Origin of the sequence: Mycolicibacterium madagascariense (genome assembly GCF_010729665.1) — a bacterium.
GTDB lineage: Bacteria > Actinomycetota > Actinomycetes > Mycobacteriales > Mycobacteriaceae > Mycobacterium > Mycobacterium madagascariense.
In genome coordinates this window covers 3,583,219-3,604,145 of record NZ_AP022610.1, presented here as the reverse complement: position 1 = coordinate 3,604,145, position 20,927 = coordinate 3,583,219, and the positions used below count along the sequence as shown (strand labels likewise).

Below are 20,927 nucleotides of genomic sequence, written 5' to 3'. Positions count from 1 at the left end.
GGCCGGTAGGGTGTCATCGCCATGAACTTGCGTCCCTCGCGTCCTGCCGGTGCAGGCCTCGCGGCGTTGGCCCAGCACGTGCGCGCGGTCCCCGTGGGCGGCGGCGCGGCGCACGCCAGGGTGACCGGGGTGACGCTGCGCAGTCAGGACGTGCGCGACGGTGACCTGTTCGCCGCGCTGGCCGGGGCGTCGGCACACGGCGCCCGGTTCGCCGCCGACGCGGTGGCGCAGGGCGCGGTGGCGGTGCTGACCGACGAGGCGGGCGTCGCGATGATCGGCGACCTCGACGTGCCGATCGTGGTCCACCCCTCGCCGCGGACCGTGCTCGGTGAGGTCGCCGCAACGGTGTACGGACATCCCTCCGAACGGCTGCGGGTCATCGGGGTCACCGGGACGTCGGGCAAGACCACCACGACGTATCTGGTGGAGGCCGGGTTGCGCGCGGCCGGGCGGGTTGCCGGACTGATCGGATCGATCGGCATCCGCATCGACGGTCGCGACGAGGCCAGCGCATTGACCACCCCGGAGGCACCCGATCTGCAGGCGCTGTTCGCCGTCATGCTGGAGCGGGGCGTCGACACCGCCGTCATGGAGGTCTCCAGTCACGCGCTGACACTGGGCCGGGTCGACGCCGTGCACTTCGAGGCGGGCGGCTTCACCAACCTCTCCCGCGATCACCTCGACTTCCATCCCACGATGGAGGACTACCTCGACGCCAAGGCCCGGCTCTTCGAACCTGAATCGCCAACGCACGCCCGGGTTTCCGTGGTGTGCGTGGACGACGACGGCGGCCGTACCATCGCCTCCCGGGCGTCGTCGCCCATCACGGTCAGCGCGGGCGGCGCCGCTGCGGACTGGCAGGCCCGCGACGTCAGGACCCTCGACCGGGGCGCCCAGGAATTCGTGGCCGTCGACCCGGCGGGTGTGCACCACGGGTTGCGCATCGGCCTGCCGGGGTCCTACAACGTGGCGAACTGTCTGCTGGCGACGGCACTGCTCGACGCGGTGGGGGTGTCGCCCGAGCAGGCCGCGCCGGGGTTGCGGACGGCGACCGTGCCGGGGCGGCTGCAGCCGATCGACGCCGGGCAGGACTTCCTCGCCCTGGTCGACTACGCCCACAAGCCCGGCGCGCTGCGCGCGGTGCTGCAGACCCTGCGGGAGCAGACCGACGGTCGGATCGCGGTGGTGTTCGGGGCCGGCGGCAACCGCGACCCCGGCAAGCGCGCGCCGATGGGTCGGACCGCCGCGGAACTGGCCGACCTCGTCGTCGTGACGGACGACAATCCACGCGACGAGGACCCCGCCGACATCCGGGCGGCGATCCTGGCCGGAGCCTGCGGCGGCGCGGACGTCGTCGAGATCGGCGACCGTCGGGCCGCTATCGACCACGCCGTGCGCTGGGCGAGGAGGGGTGACGTCGTGCTGATCGCGGGCAAAGGACACGAGGCAGGTCAGACGAGCCACGGGCAGACCCGCCCGTTCGACGACCGCGACGAGTTGGCCGACGCGCTGCGTCGGCTGGGTTCCGTGCCGTGATCGATCTGACGCTGGCCCAGATCGCCCGCATCGTCGGCGGTGCGCTCGCCGACGTGTCGGCCGATGACGCCGAGAAGACCGTCGTCACCGGCACCGTCGAGTTCGACTCGCGCGCGGTGACCCCCGGCGGGCTGTTCCTGGCCCTGCCCGGGGCGCGGGCCGACGGGCACGACTTCGCCGCGGGTGCGGTGGCGGCCGGTGCCGCGGGAGTGTTGGCGGCGCGCCCGGTCGGCGTGCCCGCGGTCGTCGTGCCGCCGGCTGCGGCCGGTGACGCCGGGGCCAGCGTGCTGGAGCACGACGTCGACGGGGCGGGGGCCGCGGTGCTCGCGGCGCTGGCCAAGCTGGCGGCGCACGTCGCGGCGGAACTCGTCGCCAACGGTCTCGTCGTCGTCGGCGTGACCGGCTCGTCGGGCAAGACGTCGACCAAGGACCTGCTGGCCGCCGTGCTCGAACCGCTCGGCGAGGTCGTCGCGCCGCCCGGCTCGTTCAACAACGAGCTGGGGCACCCGTGGACGGTGCTGCGGGCGACCACCGAGACGGACTACCTGATCCTCGAGATGTCGGCGCGCCACCCCGGCAACATCGCCGCACTGGCCCGGATCGCCCCGCCGTCGATCGCGGTGGTGCTCAACGTCGGCACCGCCCACCTGGGGGAGTTCGGGTCGCGCGAGGCCATCGCCGCGACGAAGGCCGAACTGCCGCAAGCGGTTCCGGCGTCCGGCGTGGTGATCCTCAACGCCGACGACGCGAACGTGGCCGCGATGGCGGAGAAGACCGCGGCGCGCGTGGTGCGGGTCGGACGGTCCGCGGGAGCCGACGTCGTCGCCACCGGGGTCGTGCTCGACGACCTCGCGCGGGCGCGGTTCACCCTGCACGCGGGGGACCGGCAGACCGAGGTGACGCTCGCCGTGCACGGTGACCATCAGGTGTCCAACGCGCTGTGCGCGGCGGCCGTCGCCCTCGAGTGCGGGGCGACCCTGGATCAGGTGGCGGCGGCGCTGGCCGCGGCGGGTCCGGTCTCGCGGAGCCGGATGCAGGTGGCGACGCGCGCCGACGGCGTCACCGTCGTCAACGACGCCTACAACGCCAACCCGGACTCGGTGCGGGCCGGGTTGAAGGCGCTGGCGTGGATGGCCAAGGGCGGTCGCGAACAGAGCGCCGCGCCGCGTCGGAGCTGGGCCGTCCTCGGCGAGATGGGCGAACTCGGTGACGACGCGATCAGCGAACATGACAGCATCGGTCGACTGGCCGTGCGCTTAGATGTGTCACGACTCGTCGTCATCGGAACCGGGAGATCAATGAGCGCCATGCATCACGGGGCGGTGATGGAGGGGTCGTGGGGCAGTGAGGTCACCATGGTCGCCGACGCCGACGCTGCCCTGGCCCTGCTGCGCGAGGAGCTGCGCGCCGGTGACGTGGTGCTGGTGAAGGCGTCCAACTCGGCAGGACTCGGGCGACTGGCCGAGGCCTTGCTCGACGAGTCGGGCGACGGCGCCGGATGAGACAGATACTCATCGCGGTCGCCATCGCCCTGGCCGTGTCGATCCTGTTGACGCCGGCGCTGATTCGCCTGTTCACCCGGCAGGGCTTCGGGCACGAGATCCGTGAGGACGGTCCGCCCAGCCACCGCAAGAAGCGCGGCACCCCGTCGATGGGCGGCGTCGCGATCCTCGCCGGGATCTGGGCCGGGTACCTGGGCACGCACCTGGTCGGGCTGGCGCTCGACGGCGAGGGCCCGTCGGCGTCGGGGTTGCTGGTGCTCGGTCTGGCCACCGCGCTGGGCGGCGTCGGGTTCGTCGACGACCTCATCAAGATTCGGCGGGCGCGCAACCTGGGCCTGAACAAGACGGCCAAGACGGTCGGGCAGCTCGTCGCCGCGGTGCTCTTCGGCGTGCTGGTGCTGCAGTTTCGCAACGCCAACGGGCTGACCCCCGGCGGACCCGAGCTGTCCTACGTCCGCGAGATCGCGACCGTCACGCTGGCCCCCGCGGTCTTCGTGCTGTTCGCCGTCGTCGTGGTCAGTGCCTGGTCGAACGCGGTCAACTTCACCGATGGGCTGGACGGACTGGCCGCCGGGGCCATGGCCATGGTGACCGCGGCGTACGTCATCATCACGTTCTGGCAGTTCCGCAACGCGTGCGCGTCGAGCCCGGGACTGGGCTGCTACAACGTGCGCGACCCGCTCGACCTCGCGCTGGTCGCGGCCGCCACGGCCGGGGCGTGCATCGGATTCCTGTGGTGGAACGCCGCGCCCGCCAAGATCTTCATGGGCGACACCGGCTCGCTGGCCCTCGGCGGGATCATCGCCGGGCTGTCGGTGACCAGCCGCACCGAGATGCTCGCGGTCGTGCTCGGTGCGCTGTTCGTGGCCGAGGTCACGTCGGTGGTGGTGCAGATCCTGGCCTTCCGCACGACGGGGCGTCGGGTGTTCCGGATGGCGCCGTTCCACCATCACTTCGAGCTGGTCGGGTGGGCGGAGACCACGGTGATCATCCGGTTCTGGCTGCTCACCGCCATCGCGTGCGGTCTGGGCGTGGCCCTGTTCTACAGCGAGTGGCTGGCCGCCGTCGGGGCGTGATCGGTCTGCGTCGGTCGTTGGGCGGTCGCTGCCATTACCGCGACACGCGCCGGATGTGCGCCTCGCCGGCCTCGTGGCGGGGGAGGATTCTGGGGTGCAAGGGACAAATGAGCCTGCTGATGCTGATGTGACTCATGTGACCATCGGCAGCGGTCGCCGATCGTGACCACGATCTTCGCTCGATTACGTCGCAGCAAACCCGATGCGGTTGCGGCGACGCCCCCGGTGCGCACCGGGATGGCCCCGCGCACCCGCTTCGGCGCCTGGCTCGGCCGGCCGATGACGTCCTTCCACCTGGTGATCGCCGTCGCCGCCCTGCTCGTCACCCTCGGGTTGATCATGGTGCTGTCGGCCTCGGGCGTGCACTCCTACGACGAGGACGGCTCGCCGTGGGCCATCTTCGCCAAGCAGGTGCTGTGGACCGTCGTCGGCCTCGTCGCGTTCTACATCGCCCTGCGCACGCCGGTCGGCTTCATGCGCAAGCTGGCGTTCCCCGGCTTCGTCATCACCATCGTGATGCTCGTCCTGGTGCTGATTCCCGGAATTGGCAAGGAGTCCAACGGTTCTCGCGGGTGGTTCGTCGTCGCGGGCTTCTCCATGCAGCCGTCGGAACTGGCCAAGATCGCGTTCGCGATCTGGGGCGCCCATCTGCTGGCGGCGCGCCGGATGGAGCAGGCGACGGTCCGGGAGATGCTCTTCCCGCTGGTGCCGGGCGCATTCATCGCCCTGCTCCTCATCGTGCTGCAGCCCGACCTCGGTCAGACCGTGTCGTTGGGCATCATCCTGCTCGGCCTGCTGTGGTACGCCGGTCTGCCGCTGCGCGTCTTCACGACGTCGCTGGCCGCCGTGGTGGTCGCCGCGGGCGTCCTCGCGATGTCGGAGGGCTACCGCTCCGACCGCGTGCAGTCATGGCTCAACCCCGGCGCCGACGACATGGGCTCGGGTTACCAGGCGCGACAGGCCCGCTTCGCACTCGCCAACGGCGGGGTCTTCGGCGACGGCCTCGGGCAGGGCACCGCGAAGTGGAACTATCTGCCCAACGCCCACAACGACTTCATCTTCGCGATCATCGGGGAGGAGCTCGGCTTCGTCGGCGCGGTCGGCCTGCTGTGCCTGTTCGGTCTGTTCGCCTACGCGGGCATGCGGATCGCGAGGAGGTCTGCCGATCCCTTCCTGCGGCTGCTGACCGCCGCCACGACGCTGTGGGTCATCGGGCAGGCGTTCATCAACGTCGGCTACGTCGTCGGGCTGCTGCCCATCACCGGACTGCAACTTCCGCTGATCTCCGCGGGCGGCACCTCGACGGCGACGACGCTGTTCATGCTGGGCATCATCACCAACGCCGCCCGGCACGAGCCGGAGGCGGTGGCGGCGCTGCGCGCGGGCCGCGAGGACCGGGTCAACCGCCTGCTGCGCCTGCCGCTGCCCGAGCCGTACATGCCGACCCGGCTGGAGACGGCCCGCGACCGGCTGCGGACCCGGTCGGGCAAGCCCGCCCCCGACAAGCCCAAGCCCCCGCCGAAGCCGAAGCCCCCGTCGAAGGCCAAACCCCCGTCGAAGCCCAAGGCCGCGAAACCCAAGGCCTGGTCGAAACCCAAGCCGAAGCCCACACCGAAGCCCACCTCGAGGTCGAAGCCCGCGCCCGAGCCGAAGCCGTCGAAGGCCGCGTCGCGGAAGAAGCCGAGCCGGGCCCGCGTGCCCGCGGGGGAGCGCAGGCGCGCCACGGCGGATGCGGCCGATCGGACGGCCAAGGGCTCAGGGCATCATGGAGGCCGTCAGCGTCAACTGAGCCGGGGGGCTCGCAGTCTGGAAGGTCAGCGTTACGGGTGAGCGTGTCCGTGGTCCTCGCAGGTGGTGGCACGGCGGGGCACATCGAGCCCGCGATGGCGGTCGCCGATGCCCTCGTCGCCCTCGTACCGGAGGTGCGGATCACGGCGCTGGGCACCGCGCGCGGGCTCGAGACGCGGTTGGTGCCCGAGCGCGGCTATGACCTGCAGCTGATCACACCCGTCCCGCTGCCCCGCAAGCCCTCGGGTGACCTCGCCCGGCTGCCGCTGCGCGTGCGCACCGCGGTCCGCGAGACCCGCGCCATCTTCGACCGGGTCGGCGCCGACGTCGTGATCGGCTTCGGCGGCTACGTCGCCCTGCCCGCCTACCTCGCGGCCCGCGGGGGCGCGCTCGGCAGGCACCGGGTGCCCGTCGTGGTCCACGAGGCGAACGCCAGCGCGGGGTGGGCGAACCGCGTCGGTGCCCGCACCGCGCGGCGGGTGCTGTCCGCGGTGCCCGCGCCGGGGCTGCCCAACGTCGAGGTGGTGGGCGTACCGGTCCGCGAGGCCATCACGTCCCTGGACCGCGCCGCGCTGCGCGCGCAGGCCCGCGCGCACTTCGGGTTCGCCGACGACGCCCGGGTGCTGCTGGTGTTCGGCGGGTCCCAGGGGGCGCAGTCGCTCAACCGCGCGGTCGCCGGGGCCGCCGAAGAGCTTGCCGCCGCGGGCATTTCGGTCCTGCACGCCCACGGGCCCAAGAACGAGCTCGACCTACGCGAGCGGGCCCCCGGCGACCCGCCCTACGTCGCGGTGCCGTACCTCAGCCGGATGGACCTCGCCTACGCCGCCGCCGACCTCGCGATCTGTCGATCAGGCGCGATGACGGTGGCCGAGGTGACGGCCGTCGGGCTGCCCGCGGTGTACGTTCCGCTGCCGATCGGCAACGGCGAACAGCGGCTCAACGCGCTTCCGGTCGTCGGTGCGGGTGGCGGAATGCTGGTGTCCGACGCCGACCTGACCTCGGCGTTCGTCGCCGAGACCGTCCGCGTGCTGCTCGGGGACCCCCAGCGCCTGTCCGACATGACGACCGCGGCCACGCTCGCCGGCCACCCCGACGCCGCGCGCCGGGTCGCCGAAGTGGCACTCGAGGTCGCCAGCCAGGTCCGGGGGGCGTCGCGATGACACCGCGGGTGCTGCCGCCGCAACTGCAGCGCGTGCACATGGTCGGCATCGGCGGCGCGGGCATGTCGGGCATCGCCCGCATCCTGCTGGACCGGGGCGGGGAGGTCTCGGGGTCCGACGCGAAGGAGTCGCGGGGCGTGGCGGCCTTGCGGGCCCGCGGCGCCCAGGTGCGGATCGGTCACGACGCGTCGTCGCTGGACATGCTGCCCGGTGGGCCCACCGTCGTCGTCAGCACGCATGCCGCCATCCCCAAGGACAATCCCGAGTTGGTCGAGGCGCGGCGCCGGGGAATTCCGGTCATCCTGCGCCCCGAGGTGCTGGCCCGGTTGATGGACGGCTACACGACGGTGATGGTGACCGGCACCCACGGCAAGACGACCACCACGTCGATGGTGATCGTGGCGTTGCAGCGCAGCGGGTTCGATCCGTCGTTCGCGGTCGGTGGCGACCTCGGCGAGGCGGGCACCAACGCCCACTACGGCAGCGGCGAATGCTTCGTCGCCGAGGCCGACGAGAGCGACGGCTCGCTGCTGGAGTACACCCCCGACGTCGCGGTCGTCACCAACGTCGAGGCCGACCACCTCGACTTCTTCGGCAGTGCGCAGGCCTACGCGTCGGTGTTCGACCGCTTCGTCGCGCGGTTGCGCCCGGGTGGCGCCCTCGTCGTGTGCGTCGACGATCCCGGGGCGGCGGCGCTGGCCGACCGCGCCGCGGCCGACGGGGTCCTGGTGCTCCGCTACGGCACCCCGCGCGACGACGGTGCCGACGCGAATCTGGCTGCGGCGCTGGTGAAGTGGGAGCAGCAGGGCACCGGCAGCGTCGCGACCGTGCAGCTCGCGGGCGACGCGCAACCGCGGGGCATGCGGCTCGCGGTCCCCGGCAGGCACATGGCCCTCAACGCCCTCGGGGCGCTGCTGGCGGCGACACGGGCCGGGGCGGACGTGGTGACCGTACTCGACGGGCTCGCCGCGTTCGAGGGCGTCCGCCGTCGCTTCGAGTCGGTGGGGACGGCGGCGGGGGTCCGGGTGTTCGACGACTACGCCCACCATCCCACCGAGGTGAACGCCACGCTCGAGGCGCTGCGGGACGTCGCCGGGCACGGCCGCTCCCTCGTGGTGTTCCAGCCGCACCTCTACTCGCGGACGCAGACCTTCGCCGCGGAGTTCGGCCAGGCGCTCAGCCGCGCCGACGAGGTGTTCGTACTCGACGTGTACGCCGCGCGTGAGCAGCCCATCGCCGGCGTCAGCGGGGCCAGCGTCGCCGAGCACGTCACCGTGGCGAAGCGGTACGTGCCCGACTTCTCGGCGGTCGCGGACCTGGTGGCGGCCTCGGCGCGGCCGGGTGACGTCGTGGTGACGATGGGGGCGGGGGACGTCACCCTGCTCGGCGCCGAGATCCTGGCCGCCGTGCAGCGGCGCGCGAGCCGCGACGTCCCCGGGGCGCGGCCGTCGTGACCGAACCGACCGACACGCCCACCACCGAGGAGGCCGAGGCCGACCCGGCCGCTCAGCTCGACGAGGCGCCCGACGAGGCCGGCACGGGTGAGTTCGAGGGTCCCCGGCGCAGGGCCAGGCGCGAACGCGAGGAGCGCCGCGCGGCCCAGGAGCGGGCGATCGCAATCGAGAACGCCAGGCGCGAGGCCAAGCGACGGGTCACCGCCCGTTCCTCCGACGAGCCGAAACCACCTGCGCGCGGCCTCATTCGGGGCCTCAAGGCGCTGATGTGGTCGGCACTGGTGAGCGTGCTGGTGGTCGGCGCGGGGCTGCTGCTGTACTTCACGCCCATCATGTCGGCGCGCGTCACGCAGATCACCGGGCTGGTCACCCTGACCCAGGACGAGGTGGAGCAGGCGGCCGCGGTGGCACCGAACACCCCGCTGCTGCAGATCGACACCGACGCCGTCGCCGACCGCGTCGCGGCCATCCGCCGGGTGGCCACCGTCCGCGTGCAACGCGAGTATCCCTCGACGCTGCGGATCACCATCGTCGAGCGAATCCCCGTGGTGGTCAAGGACTATCCGGACGGGCCGCACCTGTTCGACCGCGACGGCGTCGACTTCGCGACGGCACCGCCGCCGCCGGGGCTGCCGTATCTGGACGTCGACACGCCGGGCCCGACGGACCTGCCCACCCTTGCGGCGCTGCAGGTGCTGACCGCACTGCGGCCGGAGGTGGCCAGTCAGGTCGCCCGCATCGCGGCGCCGTCGGTCGCGTCGATCACGCTGACGCTGGTCGACGGGCGGCAGGTGATCTGGGGGACCACCGATCGCACCGACGAGAAGGCCCTCAAACTCGGTGCGCTGCTGACTCAGCCGGGGACGACGTACGACGTGTCCAGTCCCGATCTGCCGACCGTCAAGTAACGCCGCGGAAAATCACGCGGCGTGTCGCGGCGCGCCTGCGCCGATACGTCGCGCGCTCGCCCTACCGTTCTTTTTGCGCGACACTACTTGACATAACTCTAAGCCTGTGGTTGAGGTTGAGGGTTTGCACAGGAGGAACCTACCGATGACACCCCCGCACAACTATCTCGCTGTCATAAAGGTGGTCGGCATCGGTGGCGGCGGCGTCAACGCCGTCAACCGCATGATCGAACAGGGCCTGAAGGGCGTCGAGTTCATCGCCATCAACACCGACGCGCAGGCGTTGTTGATGAGCGACGCCGACGTCAAGCTCGACGTCGGCCGCGATTCGACCCGTGGCCTAGGCGCCGGCGCCGACCCGGAGGTGGGTCGCAAGGCCGCCGAGGACGCCAAGGACGACATCGAGGAACTGCTGCGCGGCGCCGACATGGTGTTCGTCACCGCGGGTGAGGGCGGTGGCACCGGCACCGGCGGCGCCCCGGTCGTCGCGACGATCGCCCGCAAGCTCGGCGCGCTGACGGTCGGGGTCGTCACGCGGCCCTTCTCGTTCGAGGGCAAGCGCCGGTCCAACCAGGCCGAGTCGGGCATCGCGGCGCTGCGCGAGAGCTGCGACACGCTCATCGTGATCCCCAACGACCGCCTGCTGCAGATGGGCGACGCCGCCGTCTCGCTCATGGACGCGTTCCGCAGCGCCGACGAGGTGCTGCTCAACGGCGTGCAGGGCATCACCGACCTCATCACGACGCCCGGCCTGATCAACGTCGACTTCGCCGACGTCAAGGGCGTCATGAGCGGTGCGGGCACCGCGCTGATGGGCATCGGGTCGGCCCGCGGCGACGGCCGCGCGCTGAAGGCGGCCGAGACGGCCATCAATTCACCGCTGCTGGAGGCGTCGATGGAGGGCGCCCAGGGCGTGCTGCTGTCGGTCGCGGGCGGCAGCGATCTCGGCCTGTTCGAGATCAACGAGGCCGCGTCGCTGGTGCAGGACGCGGCCCACCCCGAGGCCAACATCATCTTCGGCACCGTCATCGACGACTCCCTCGGCGACGAGGTGCGCGTCACGGTGATCGCCGCGGGCTTCGACGCCGCCGGACCCAGCCGCAAGCCCGTCGTGGGATCGGCTGCCGGGGGCATCACGCCCGGCCGGGCCGGCAAGGTCACGTCGTCGGCGTTCGAGTCGATCGATCCCGCCAGCGTTCCGCTGCACACCAACGGTGCGACGGTGAGCATCGGCGGCGGTGGCGACGATGACGACGACGTCGACGTGCCACCCTTCATGCGCCACTGACCTGCGGCGAGTCGACGGCCGGGATACTGGCACCGTGACCTTCCGCATCCGTCGGGTGACGACCACCAGGGCAGGCGGCGCCTCCGCCGCGCCGTTCGACTCCTTCAACCTCGGTGATCACGTGGGCGACGATCCGGTCGCGGTGGGGGCCAATCGGTCCCGCCTCGCGGCGGCCATCGGGCTCGGCGAACACCGCATCGTGTGGATGAACCAGGTGCACGGCGATCGCGTCGTGACGGTCGACGGACCCGTCGGCCACACCATCGACGACGCCGACGGACTCGTGACGGCGACGCCGCGACTCGCACTGGCGGTCGTGACCGCCGACTGCGTCCCGCTGCTCATGTCCGACGCGCGTGCGGGGGTCGTGGCCGCCGTGCACGCCGGGCGGGTCGGGGCCCAGAAGGGCGTCGTCGCCCGCGCGATCGAAGCGATGGTCGCCAAGGGCGCGCACGTCGAGGACGTGTCGGTCCTGCTCGGTCCCGCCGTCAGCGGACGCAACTACGAGGTGCCCGACGCGATGGCCGACGAGGTCGAGGCGGCGCTGCCCGGCAGTCGGACGACGACGTCGCGGGGGACCGCCGGACTCGACCTGCGGGCCGGAATCGCCAAACAGCTGGCCGACGTGGGCGTCGCCTCGGTGGGCGTCGATCCGCGCTGCACGTTCGACGATCCCGCCCTGTTCAGTCATCGGCGGGGTGCGCCGACCGGGCGGTTGGCGTCCCTCGTGTGGATGGAATGACCGTGGCCGCAACGACTTCCGCCCGCGCCGCCGAACTCGCCGAAGCCCTGGCCGCGCTACGGACCCGCATCGCGGACGCCGCGACGGCGGCCGGCCGCGACCCGGCCGACGTCGAGCTGCTGCCCGTCACGAAGTTCTTCCCGTTCTCCGACATCGCGACGCTGATCGACCTCGGCTGCCGCTCCTTCGGCGAATCGCGCGAGCAGGAGGCGTCGAAGAAGATCGCCGAGCTGGCCGAGAGTTCCTCGGGGGAGGACCCCGCGCCGACGATCCGCTGGCACATGATCGGCAGCATTCAGCGCAAGAAGGCCCGCGCGGTGGCGCGCTGGGCGTACGCCGCGCATTCGGTGGACGGCGCCCCGCTCGTCGAGGCGCTCGGCAGGGGGGCGGTGGCGGCCATGTCCGAGGGGCTGCGTGCCGAGCCGCTGCGGGTCTACCTGCAGGTGAGTCTGGACGGCGACGAGGCCCGCGGGGGCGTCGACGTGCAGCAGCCGCACCTCGTGGACGACCTGTGCGCGCTCGCCGACGCCACCGACGGGCTCGAGTTCGTCGGGCTCATGGCGATCCCTCCGATAAATGCTGACGTCACAGCGGCATTCACGCGTTTAGAGGAGGAACTGCGGCGGGTACAGGCTTCCTACCAGCAACGGCTCGGTCTCTCCGCGGGAATGTCGGGTGACCTCGAGACGGCGGTACGACACGGCTCGACCTGTGTGCGTGTCGGTACCGCGCTTATGGGTCAACGTCCTCTAACGTCACCCGGAGTAGTCACTCCAGTCACATCTTCATCACAGACAACACGGTCATGAGTCATCAGAAGGGTCTCCGATGAGCACACTGCATAAGGTCAAGGCCTACTTTGGCATGGCTCCGATGGACGATTACGACGACGAGTACTACGACGACGAGGAGCGTTCGCCCCGCGCGTACCCCCGTCGCGCCCGGGACGAGCGCTTCGACGACGACGGCCGCGGGTACGACGCCCGTCCCGCCGGCTACGACGACCGCATGGACCGCGTGAGCAGCCGCGAATTCGAACGCGAAATGGCAGGCGCCCCAGCGGGATACCGCGGCAGCTACCTCGACGAGCCCTCGTTCCGCGGCCGCCGCGAATTCGAACGCCCGCGCTTCAACACCCTGCGCGGGGCGACCAACGGTGCCGTGGCGATGGAGCCGCGCCGGATGGCCGCGCTGTTCGAGGAGGGCAGCCCGCTGGCGAAGATCACCACGCTGCGCCCCAAGGACTACAGCGAGGCCCGCACCATCGGTGAGCGCTTCCGCGACGGCACGCCGGTGATCATGGACCTGGTGTCGATGGACAACGCCGACGCCAAGCGCCTGGTCGACTTCGCGGCCGGACTCGCGTTCGCTCTGCGCGGCTCGTTCGACAAGGTCGCGACCAAGGTGTTCCTGCTCTCCCCGGCCGACGTCGACGTCACCGCCGACGAGCGCCGGCGCATCGCCGAGGCGGGCTTCTACGCCTATCAGTGAACCGGGCGCACGACCACGGGTGACGAGGGCCGGACGGGTAGGCTGACGAGGCGAGTCCGGCCCGACTCGCCTCCCCGTCGTCACCACTGTCACCACCGCCTGGAGTGAGGTCGCACCGTTGTCCCTGTTCTTCTCGATCCTGGGCTTCGTGCTGTTCGCCTTCTGGTTGCTGCTGATCGCACGGGTGGTCGTCGAATTCGTGCGCTCGTTCAGCAGGGACTGGCGGCCGCGGGGCTTCATGGTCGTCGTCCTCGAGGTGATCATGACGGTGACCGACCCGCCGGTGAAGCTCCTGCGCCGCTTGATTCCCCAGCTCACGATAGGTGCGGTGCGTTTCGACCTGTCGATCATGGTGCTGCTGCTGGCCGCATTCATCGGCATGGAACTGGCGTGGAGCCAGTAACCTCGAGCTAGCCCTGGGAGGCTTGGCACGCCCGACGTGGCCTGCTCGTACTGTGAAAATCGCTCTTATTTCTGGACCTCACCAGCAACCGCCGGGTCTGCTGTGACAGGATGGACGCCAGTTACTCCAGCATGGCTCTACACTTTGACACCGGTTGCCGGTCCAGACCTCAAGGGGGCAGACGATGCCGCTCACACCAGCCGACGTGCACAACGTCGCGTTCAGCAAGCCGCCGATCGGTAAGCGCGGTTACAACGAGGACGAGGTCGACGCGTTCCTCGACCTGGTCGAGAACGAGCTGACTCGTCTCATCGAGGAGAACGCCGATCTCCGCCAGCGCGTGTCCGAGCTCGACCAGGACCTCGCCTCCGCGCGTTCCGGCAGCGGCGTCCAGGCGACGCAGTCGATCCCGCAGTACCAGCAGCCCGAGCCGGAGCCCGAGCCCGTCGCCGCGCCCCAGCCGGCGTACGAGGCGCCGCCGCAGCCCGTCGCCGCCGCGCCGGCCAGCGAGGACTCCCACGTCAGGGCCGCGAAGATCCTCGGTCTGGCGCAGGACACCGCCGACCGTCTGACCGGTACCGCCAAGGCGGAGTCCGACAAGCTGCTCGCCGATGCCCGCGCCCAGGCCGACGCCATGGTCAGCGAGGCCCGCCACACCGCGGAGACCACGGTGTCGGAGGCCAAGGCCCGCGCCGACGCCCTGCTGGCCGACGCGCAGACGCGTTCGGAGGCTCAGCTGCGGCAGGCGCAGGAGAAGGCCGACGCCCTGCAGGCCGATGCCGAGCGCAAGCACTCCGAGATCATGGGCACCATCAACCAGCAGCGCACCGTGCTGGAGGGCAGGCTCGAGCAGCTGCGGACCTTCGAGCGCGAATACCGGACCCGGCTCAAGACGTACCTGGAGTCGCAGCTCGAAGAGCTCGGCCAGCGCGGGTCGGCGGCTCCGGTCGACTCGACGGCCAACAACGACGGCGGCGGGTTCAACCAGTTCAACCGGGGAAACAACTGACCGTTAGGCAGACTGACTGATGCTCATCGTTGCGCTCGTCCTTGCCGTCATTGGCCTCGCGGCCCTGGTGACGGCGGTCGTCACCAGCAATGAGCTGATCGCCTGGGTGTGCATCGGGGCGAGCGTGATCGGCGTCGTGCTGTTGATCGTCGACGCGCTGCGGGAGCGTTCGCGCACCACCGAGGGTGACGTCGACGCCGACGACACCCACGACCACGACACGACCGTCATGCCCGCGGTGCCGGAGTCCGAGGTCACCGAGGACTATCCCGACGAGCCGTCCGACGCCGAGACGACCGTCAGCCACGTCGAGCACGACGAGCCGGAGACTTCGGCCGTCGGCGTCGAGGCGCACGACGAGGCGACGACCACCAAGGACGCGCGCGACTGACACCGGGTGGTGGTCGCTAGGTCTGCGACCGCTCCGACCACTGCGCGATGACGAAGTCGGCGGTGAGCCGATGCCACCGGGCGTAGTCCTTCAGCAGGAAGTGTCCCGCGCCGGGGAACCCGACCCAGGTGGCGTCGACGCCGCGGGCGGCGGCCCGTTCGGTCTGCCGCCGGGAGGCGACGGGATCGGTCCACGTGTCGGCGGTGCCGTGCATGGTGAGCAACCGGCACGACGGAGGGATCAGGTCGGCGTCGTTCGTCGGCCACCACGGCGCGAGGGCAGCGACGGCAGCGACGCCTCCCTCGGCTGCCAGATGCGCCGCGACCCGGCCGCCCATCGAATGCCCGACGACGACCACCGGGCCGTCGCCGACGGTCTCGCTCAGCGCGTGCAGCGCCGCCCGGCCGTCGCGCACGGCGTCCAGGGCTCCCTCGTTCCATCCCCTGAGCCGGTACCGCACCTGTCGCACCTCGACGCCGGCGCCCACCCGCCGCCGCAGTGACTGCACGATCAGGTCGATCCGGAGGTTGGCCAGCTGCAACGCGCGGGACGGCTCGTCGCTTCTCGGTTTGCCGCCGGGAAGGACGAGAACGCCCGCCGTGACGGGGGAATTCACGTTTGGTGATTCGTCGCCGCGGGCACCGCGGTTGGGGCGTGGTGGCCATCCGCGCCGACACCCGCTACGAATGGACGTCGTGAGCATCGAGTTCGAAAGCGTCGTCGACCATCCGCTCGAGGAGGTGTTCGCCTGGCACACCCGGCCCGGCGCGATGCCGCGCCTGGTGCCCCCGTGGCAGCCGATGACGGTGGTCGCCGAGGCGTCGTCGCTGGCCAACGGTCGCGCCGTGCTCGGGCTGCCCGGCGGGTTGCGGTGGGTGGCGCAGCATCAGAGCGCGGACTTCGACCCACCGCACCGCTTCGTCGACCAGCTCTCGTCGGACGGCCTGCGCTCCTGGCCGCCGCGGGTCATCGGAATGTGGCGGCACACACACGATTTCATCGCCGACGGGCCCGACGCCACCCGGGTGCACGACCGCGTCGAGGCACCGATCCCGGCCGCGGGCCTGCGCCCGACGTTCGTCTACCGGCACCAGCAGCTCGCCGACGATCTCGCCGCGCACCGCGACGCGGCCGACGCCGGGCTGGCGCCCATCACCGTCGCCGTCACCGGCGCGTCCGGCCTCGTCGGGTCGGCCCTGACCGCCCTGCTCACCTCGGGTGGCCACCGGGTGATCCGCCTGGTCCGCCACCGCGCCGTCGGGCCGGACGAACGGCAGTGGGATCCCGACGCACCCGCCGCCGACCTGCTGGACGGGGTGGACGCCGTCGTGCACCTCGCGGGCGCGTCGATCGCCGGCAGGTTCACCGACGCCCACCGCGCGGCGATCCGCGACAGTCGCATCGAGCCCACCAGGAAGCTCGCCGAGCTCGCGGCCCGCGGGTCGGACGGCCTGCGGGCCTTCGTCACGGCCTCGGCGATCGGGTTCTACGGATACGACCGCGGCGACGTCGAACTGGCCGAGGACGCCTCGAAGGGCGACGGTTTCCTCGCCGACGTGGTCGCGGACTGGGAGGTGGCGGCCACCCCCGCCGCCGAGGCCGGGTTGCGGACCGTCGCGGTGCGGACGGGCATCGTCCAGGCCGCCAGGGGCGGCACGCTGCGACTGTTGCGGCCGCTGTTCAGCGCCGGGGTCGGCGGACGGCTCGGCAGTGGCCGGCAGTGGCTGTCGTGGATCGGCATCGACGACCTCGTCGACGTGTACTACCGCGCCCTGTACGACGACCGTCTGACCGGCCCGGTGAACGCGGTGGCGCCGAATCCGGTGCGCAACACCGAGTACACGAAGGCGTTGGCGCACGTGCTGCACCGGCCCGCCATCCTTCCGGTGCCGTCCTTCGGGCCGCGGCTCCTCCTGGGCAGCCAGGGTGTGCGCGAGCTGGCCGAGGCCAATCAGCGGGTCCAACCGGCAGCGCTGCTGAAGGTCGGTCACCGCTTCCGGCAGCCCGTGATCGGGGACGCGCTGGCCCACCAGCTGGGCCACGCTCAGCTCTGAGCGACGGTCTCCACGAAGCTGCGGACCAGGCGGTGCACCCGCTTGGTGGCGGCGTCGAGCTCCCGGCGCGTCAGGTCGCGCAACTGGTCGGCGGTGCGGCCGAGCCGCTCGATCTCGGCGGCGCCGTCGCCGGCCAACCAGAGCTCGAGCAGCCCCTCGTCGACCTCGGGGTGGAACTGCAGGCCCATGGTGCGGCCCATGACGAAGGCCTGCGGTGCGCTGCCCGTTCTCGCGACCTCGACGGCGCCGGGGGGCACCGTGAACCGGTCGAAGTGCCACTCGAACCACGGACCCTGGGGAACGAGGTCGGTGCGCGCGGAATCGACGTCGTACCAACCGATTTCAGGGGCCGGCGAGCGCTCGACGGAGCCTCCCAGCGCATGGGCGAGGAGCTGGCCGCCGAAGCACACCCCCAGCAGCGGCACCCCCGCCTCGTGCGCGTCGCGGACCATCGCGACCTCCGAGGTGATCCACGCCATCCCGTGGGCGCCGTCGTTGACCGACCAGCGCGAGCCCAGGGGAACGACCGCGTCGTAGTCGCGGGGGTCGGGAAGGGTCACGTCGAACCGGGGGTCCGCCGCGCCCTCGGCGGTGACGATCTCGAAAGTGTGGGTGTCATAACCGCATTCGACGAAGGCGTCACCGAGCATCGCCTCCGCTGCGGTCGGGTCGTTGTAGAGGAACAGCACCTTCTTCGCCACCGCTCGAGGATACGGGGGATCGGCCACCTCTTCGCGTCGGACGGCCCGCACCCAGGGTGGAGCGGTATCGTGGAGGGTCCGAGCAAGGCACGAATCGTAGGTGTTGGTGATGGCTGACTTCTTCCGGATTCTCGTCGCGGTGACCGTGGCCGCGCACTTCGCCTTCGTGTTCTACGGCGTGCTGGGTGGTTTCCTGGCGCTGCGGTGGCCGAAGACCATCTGGCTGCACGTTCCGGTCGTCATCTGGTGCGTGGCGATCGAGATCGTCGACTTCATCTGTCCACTGACGGCGTTGGAGCGGTGGGAGCGCGAGCGAGCCGGCATGCCGCCGCTCGCGTCGGACGGCTTCATCGACCACTACATCACCGGGGTGTGGTACCCGCAGCGCTATCAGTACGTGGTGATGGGGCTGGTGCTGGTGGTCGTCGTCGCGTCATGGGTGCTGTTCGCGGCGAAGGTCAGGTCGGCGGGACGTCGAGGAGCTGTTCGTAGAAGCCACCGAAGCCCCGCTGCCGATCGACCAGGTGGACCTCCAGAATCCAGTGGCAGTCCCGACCTGCGGCGTCGGTCCGGCGCATCGGATGGACGTTCGGCGGGGTGAGGTAACTCTCCAGCTCGTCGCCCGCGATGCGTTCGTGCGGGAACTCTCCGACGAGGTGCCCGACGTGTTCGGCGGGATGCCCGTACCCAGCGTCGTCGATCAGCCCGGTGACGTAGGAGAACATCTCGGCGCCCGTCACGTTCGGGTGCGTGACGAAGTACTCCCGACCCGCCTCCCAGATCCGCGGCAGGTCGTCGGCGAGCCGATGCTTGGCGGGATCGTCACCCAGCACGTAGGTCCTGCCGAAGTCGGCCTCCCACTCGGCGAAGATGGGGCCGAAGTCGAGGAACACGATGTCGTCGGCTCCGATGACGCCGTCGGGCGGGTTGTCCGCATAGGGCGACATGGTGTGCGCGCCGGCCCGCACGATCCGCTTGTGCCAGAACCGCCGGGTGCCGAACAGCTCGTCGGCGAGGTCGCGGATCTGGTCGCTGAGCTCGCGCTCACCGACGCCGGGCACGATCAACCCCCGGCCGACCACCTCGTCGAACAGCTGCCGAGCCTTGCGTTCGGCCTCCTGCAGCGACTCGACTCGAACGTTCTCGGCGGTGGGCGTCATGCCACTATTGTGCGCCAGCGACGCGGTAGCGCCGCTCGGGTCGCCCTGCCCCGTACTGCAGGCGCAGCTCCACCGCACCCGTGCCCAGGAAGTGTTCGAGGTACCGCCGCGCGCTGACCCTCGAGATGCCCACGCGCTCAGCACATTCGGCGGCGGACGCCTCGCCCGCGTCGCGCACCGCGTCGAGCACCAGGCGTCCGGTCACCGCGCCGAGTCCCTTCGGCAGGACGTCGTCGGTCGCCGCCGTCGGGGTCGCGACCGGTCCGCCGAACAGCGTGTCGATCAGCGTCTGGTCGACACCCCTCGCCGATGCCAGGGCGTCGGCTCGGGCGGCGAACGCCTCGAGCTTCGCGCGCAGCTGCGGGAACTCGAACGGTTTGATGAGGTAGTCCGCGGCGCCTCCATCGAGGGCGCCGGTGACGGTGTCGAGCTCGCGCGCCGCGGTGATCATGATGACGCCGACGGAGTCACCGCCCGCACGCAGTCGTTGCAGGACCTCCAGCCCCGTCACGTCGGGAAGGTAGACGTCGAGCAGGATGAGGTCGGGCCGCAGTGCGGCCGCCATCTCCAGTGCCTGCGCACCGCTCGTAGCGGTGGCCGCCGTGGTGAAGCCGTCGACGCGGTCGACGAACCTGCGGTGGATGTCGGCGACCATGAAGTCGTCGTCGACGACGAGCACCTCACGCACGATCGGGCCGTCCGGTGGCGACGGCGCCGGCGAGTCGCGCCGGCGGTAACCGCACGGTGAAGCACGCACCGCCGAGCGGCGCGTCGGCGACGTGCACCGTGCCCCCGAGTTGGACGCTGACGAGGCGCACCAGCGCCAGCCCGATGCCGCGGCCGCCCGGCACGTCGGGTTTGGAGGTGACCCCGCGGGCGAAGATCTGCTCCCGAAGGCGTTGCGGCACACCGGGTCCCGAGTCGGTGACGGACAGGAGCATGCCGTCGGCGTCGTCCAGGTGGACGGTGACCCGCGCCGCGGCCGATCCCTCCGAGACGTCGACCGCATTGTCGATCAGGTTGCCCAGCAGCGTGATCACGTCGGTCGCCAGCGCAGGATGCAACGCCGACAGGCGCGAGTCCGGGGTAATGCTCAGCGCCACACCGCTTTCGGCGGCGAGTGATGTCTTCGCGATCAGCAGTGCCGCGACGGCGGGGTCGGCGACGTGCCTCGTCACCGCGTCGTTGAGCTCGGCGCGCCGCCTGGTCAGGTCACCGACGAAGTGGTGGACGGAGTCGTATTCGCCGAGCTGTACCAGCCCGGAGATGGTGTGCAGCTGATTGGCGAACTCGTGGGTTTGCGCGCGCAGGGTGTCGGTGACGCTCTTGTGCGATGACAGCTGACCCTGCATGGACGCCAGCTCGGTGCTGTCCCGCATCGTCGTCACGGTACCGATCCCACGGCCCTGACTACTGGCGGCCCGTCGGTTCAGGGCCAGCACCCTGGTGCGGGTGACGATCACGACGTCGCGGTCGTCGCCGCCGGAGGACAGGAACTCGGCCACCGTCGGATCGAGCCCAACGGCGTCGACCTGGCGGCCCACGGCGTCGGCGGCGACGTCGAGCAGGAGCTGGGCGCTGTCGTTCACCACCGTGATGACGCCGTCGTTGTTGACCGCGACCACGCCCTCACCGATGCTGTGCAACAACGCATCCCGGTGTTCGGCCAGCCCGGCGATGTCGGCGATCTCGAGCCCGCGCGTCTGGCGCTTGATGCGGCGCGACAGCAGCCACGACGCGAGCAGGCCCAGGGCCGCCCCGAGCCCCAGGTACACCAGCAGACGTTCGCCCGCGCCGCTGAGCAGTTGCCACGGCGAGGGGTAGCGCTGCGAGACCGAGACGACCGCCAGGACGACGCCGTTCGCGTCGTTGATCGGTACCTGCCCGGCCAGGCCGTGGACGCCGTCGACGTCCAGATCGCCGAACCATGCCCGCCCGTGAATGGCCGTGCTGTGGGTCAGGTCCAGCCTCCGCCCGTTCCGCGAGGGATCCGAGGACACCGTGACCAGACCCGCCGGCGTCGCGATCTCGGCGACGTTCGCCCCGGACAGGGCCACGGCCCGGTCCACGTCGGGCGCCAGCAGCTGCGCGGCGAACGGGTCGGCGAACCGGTCGCGCACGATCGGCGTGGACGCCAGGTTCTCCGCGACGGCAATCATTCGCTGACCGGCGACGTCGCGAAACTCCCTGGTGGACTGGTGCACCGACACCGCGGCGACGGCACCGAGCACGACCGCGACCACCAGCAGCTGAAACATCAAGAA

20 protein-coding genes and 1 pseudogene are annotated in these 20,927 nt (G+C 71.2%); 16 read left to right on the top strand and 5 right to left on the bottom strand.

Annotated elements, in window-relative coordinates; all coding sequences use genetic code 11:
• The first annotated feature begins 21 nt into the window (after positions 1–21).
• The 14 genes from G6N60_RS16980 (at position 22) to G6N60_RS16915 (ending at position 14,748) form a co-directional block, all read left to right on the top strand.
• Positions 22–1,536: a UDP-N-acetylmuramoyl-L-alanyl-D-glutamate--2,6-diaminopimelate ligase gene (locus tag G6N60_RS16980; RefSeq protein WP_163739451.1), complete on the top strand. Its 1,515-nt coding sequence runs from the start codon at positions 22–24 to the stop codon at positions 1,534–1,536.
• The gene (locus tag G6N60_RS16975) at positions 1,533–3,038 is read left to right on the top strand and encodes a UDP-N-acetylmuramoyl-tripeptide--D-alanyl-D-alanine ligase (protein ID WP_163739449.1); all 1,506 of its coding nucleotides are present in this window, start codon (positions 1,533–1,535) and stop codon (positions 3,036–3,038) included. The genes G6N60_RS16980 and G6N60_RS16975 overlap by 4 nt, the downstream gene beginning before the upstream one ends.
• Complete coding sequence (mraY, locus tag G6N60_RS16970) at positions 3,035–4,114, top strand: phospho-N-acetylmuramoyl-pentapeptide-transferase (protein ID WP_163739447.1); 1,080 nt, start codon at positions 3,035–3,037, stop codon at positions 4,112–4,114. The genes G6N60_RS16975 and mraY overlap by 4 nt, the downstream gene beginning before the upstream one ends.
• Positions 4,115–4,276: 162 nt before the next feature.
• On the top strand, positions 4,277–5,944 hold the full coding sequence (gene ftsW / locus G6N60_RS16965) for a putative lipid II flippase FtsW (protein ID WP_246240784.1): 1,668 nt from the start codon (positions 4,277–4,279) through the stop codon (positions 5,942–5,944).
• Positions 5,941–7,062 (top strand): undecaprenyldiphospho-muramoylpentapeptide beta-N-acetylglucosaminyltransferase, encoded by a 1,122-nt coding sequence (gene murG, locus G6N60_RS16960; protein ID WP_179969706.1) that lies wholly within the window; start codon positions 5,941–5,943, stop codon positions 7,060–7,062. Before ftsW ends, murG begins: the two co-directional genes overlap by 4 nt.
• Entirely contained in the window at positions 7,059–8,516 is a 1,458-nt protein-coding gene (murC, locus tag G6N60_RS16955; protein ID WP_163739445.1) for a UDP-N-acetylmuramate--L-alanine ligase, read from the top strand. The genes murG and murC overlap by 4 nt, the downstream gene beginning before the upstream one ends.
• Complete coding sequence (locus tag G6N60_RS16950) at positions 8,513–9,424, top strand: cell division protein FtsQ/DivIB (protein ID WP_163739443.1); 912 nt, start codon at positions 8,513–8,515, stop codon at positions 9,422–9,424. Before murC ends, G6N60_RS16950 begins: the two co-directional genes overlap by 4 nt.
• 145 nt (positions 9,425–9,569) lie before the next feature.
• On the top strand, positions 9,570–10,712 hold the full coding sequence (gene ftsZ / locus G6N60_RS16945) for a cell division protein FtsZ (protein ID WP_163739440.1): 1,143 nt from the start codon (positions 9,570–9,572) through the stop codon (positions 10,710–10,712).
• Positions 10,713–10,746: 34 nt separating this feature from the next.
• Complete coding sequence (pgeF, locus tag G6N60_RS16940; RefSeq protein ID WP_179969705.1) at positions 10,747–11,454, top strand: peptidoglycan editing factor PgeF; 708 nt, start codon at positions 10,747–10,749, stop codon at positions 11,452–11,454.
• Complete coding sequence (locus tag G6N60_RS16935; RefSeq protein ID WP_163739437.1) at positions 11,451–12,263, top strand: YggS family pyridoxal phosphate-dependent enzyme; 813 nt, start codon at positions 11,451–11,453, stop codon at positions 12,261–12,263. Before pgeF ends, G6N60_RS16935 begins: the two co-directional genes overlap by 4 nt.
• Before the next feature lie 19 nt (positions 12,264–12,282).
• Positions 12,283–12,945 (top strand): cell division protein SepF, encoded by a 663-nt coding sequence (locus G6N60_RS16930; protein WP_163739435.1) that lies wholly within the window; start codon positions 12,283–12,285, stop codon positions 12,943–12,945.
• 118 nt (positions 12,946–13,063) lie between these two features.
• A complete protein-coding gene (locus G6N60_RS16925; RefSeq protein ID WP_163739433.1) occupies positions 13,064–13,348 on the top strand; it encodes a YggT family protein in 285 nt (94 codons plus the stop codon).
• Between the two features lie 184 nt (positions 13,349–13,532).
• On the top strand, positions 13,533–14,357 hold the full coding sequence (gene wag31, locus G6N60_RS16920) for a DivIVA-like cell division protein Wag31 (RefSeq protein ID WP_163739431.1): 825 nt from the start codon (positions 13,533–13,535) through the stop codon (positions 14,355–14,357).
• Between the two features lie 19 nt (positions 14,358–14,376).
• Positions 14,377–14,748 (top strand): DUF308 domain-containing protein, encoded by a 372-nt coding sequence (locus tag G6N60_RS16915; protein ID WP_163739429.1) that lies wholly within the window; start codon positions 14,377–14,379, stop codon positions 14,746–14,748.
• Between the two features lie 16 nt (positions 14,749–14,764).
• On the opposite strand, the gene G6N60_RS16910 is transcribed toward G6N60_RS16915, so the two are convergent.
• On the bottom strand, positions 14,765–15,364 hold the full coding sequence (locus G6N60_RS16910; RefSeq protein WP_246240782.1) for an alpha/beta hydrolase family protein: 600 nt from the start codon (positions 15,362–15,364) through the stop codon (positions 14,765–14,767).
• A 79-nt stretch (positions 15,365–15,443) separates the two neighbouring features.
• On the opposite strand from G6N60_RS16910, the gene G6N60_RS16905 reads away from it, so the two are divergent.
• Positions 15,444–16,802, top strand: a complete 1,359-nt coding sequence (locus tag G6N60_RS16905; protein WP_163739425.1) for a TIGR01777 family oxidoreductase — start codon at positions 15,444–15,446, stop codon at positions 16,800–16,802.
• Here the strand turns inward: G6N60_RS16905 and G6N60_RS16900 are convergent.
• Positions 16,793–17,503 (bottom strand): type 1 glutamine amidotransferase, encoded by a 711-nt coding sequence (locus G6N60_RS16900; protein WP_163739423.1) that lies wholly within the window; start codon positions 17,501–17,503, stop codon positions 16,793–16,795. The genes G6N60_RS16905 and G6N60_RS16900 overlap by 10 nt on opposite strands.
• 109 nt (positions 17,504–17,612) lie before the next feature.
• Here G6N60_RS16900 and G6N60_RS16895 point away from each other — a divergent pair.
• A pseudogene (locus G6N60_RS16895) lies at positions 17,613–17,891 on the top strand (DUF2784 domain-containing protein); the annotation flags it as partial.
• A 70-nt stretch (positions 17,892–17,961) separates the two neighbouring features.
• Here G6N60_RS16895 and G6N60_RS16890 read toward each other — a convergent pair.
• The 3 genes from G6N60_RS16890 to G6N60_RS16880 are packed head-to-tail and all read right to left on the bottom strand — an operon-like array spanning position 17,962 to position 20,921.
• Complete coding sequence (locus G6N60_RS16890) at positions 17,962–18,663, bottom strand: M24 family metallopeptidase (RefSeq protein WP_163739421.1); 702 nt, start codon at positions 18,661–18,663, stop codon at positions 17,962–17,964.
• Positions 18,664–18,667: 4 nt separating this feature from the next.
• Positions 18,668–19,351: a response regulator gene (locus tag G6N60_RS16885; RefSeq protein WP_163739419.1), complete on the bottom strand. Its 684-nt coding sequence runs from the start codon at positions 19,349–19,351 to the stop codon at positions 18,668–18,670.
• A complete protein-coding gene (locus tag G6N60_RS16880; RefSeq protein WP_163739417.1) occupies positions 19,344–20,921 on the bottom strand; it encodes a sensor histidine kinase in 1,578 nt (525 codons plus the stop codon). The genes G6N60_RS16885 and G6N60_RS16880 overlap by 8 nt, the downstream gene beginning before the upstream one ends.
• Between the last annotated feature and the right edge of the window lie 6 nt (positions 20,922–20,927).

Bases quoted from the DNA above. Each gene is read 5' to 3' on its own strand.
- G6N60_RS16980 (WP_163739451.1), top strand. From the start codon at position 22: ATGAACTTGCGTCCCTCGCGTCCTGCCGGTGCAGGCCTCGCGGCGTTG.
- mraY (WP_163739447.1), top strand. From the start codon at position 3,035: ATGAGACAGATACTCATCGCGGTCGCCATCGCCCTGGCCGTGTCGATC.
- murC (WP_163739445.1), top strand. From the start codon at position 7,059: ATGACACCGCGGGTGCTGCCGCCGCAACTGCAGCGCGTGCACATGGTC.
- ftsZ (WP_163739440.1), top strand. From the start codon at position 9,570: ATGACACCCCCGCACAACTATCTCGCTGTCATAAAGGTGGTCGGCATC.
- G6N60_RS16935 (WP_163739437.1), top strand. From the start codon at position 11,451: ATGACCGTGGCCGCAACGACTTCCGCCCGCGCCGCCGAACTCGCCGAA.
- G6N60_RS16930 (WP_163739435.1), top strand. From the start codon at position 12,283: ATGAGCACACTGCATAAGGTCAAGGCCTACTTTGGCATGGCTCCGATG.
- wag31 (WP_163739431.1), top strand. From the start codon at position 13,533: ATGCCGCTCACACCAGCCGACGTGCACAACGTCGCGTTCAGCAAGCCG.
- G6N60_RS16915 (WP_163739429.1), top strand. From the start codon at position 14,377: ATGCTCATCGTTGCGCTCGTCCTTGCCGTCATTGGCCTCGCGGCCCTG.
- G6N60_RS16890 (WP_163739421.1), bottom strand. From the start codon at position 18,663: ATGACGCCCACCGCCGAGAACGTTCGAGTCGAGTCGCTGCAGGAGGCC.
- G6N60_RS16880 (WP_163739417.1), bottom strand. From the start codon at position 20,921: ATGTTTCAGCTGCTGGTGGTCGCGGTCGTGCTCGGTGCCGTCGCCGCG.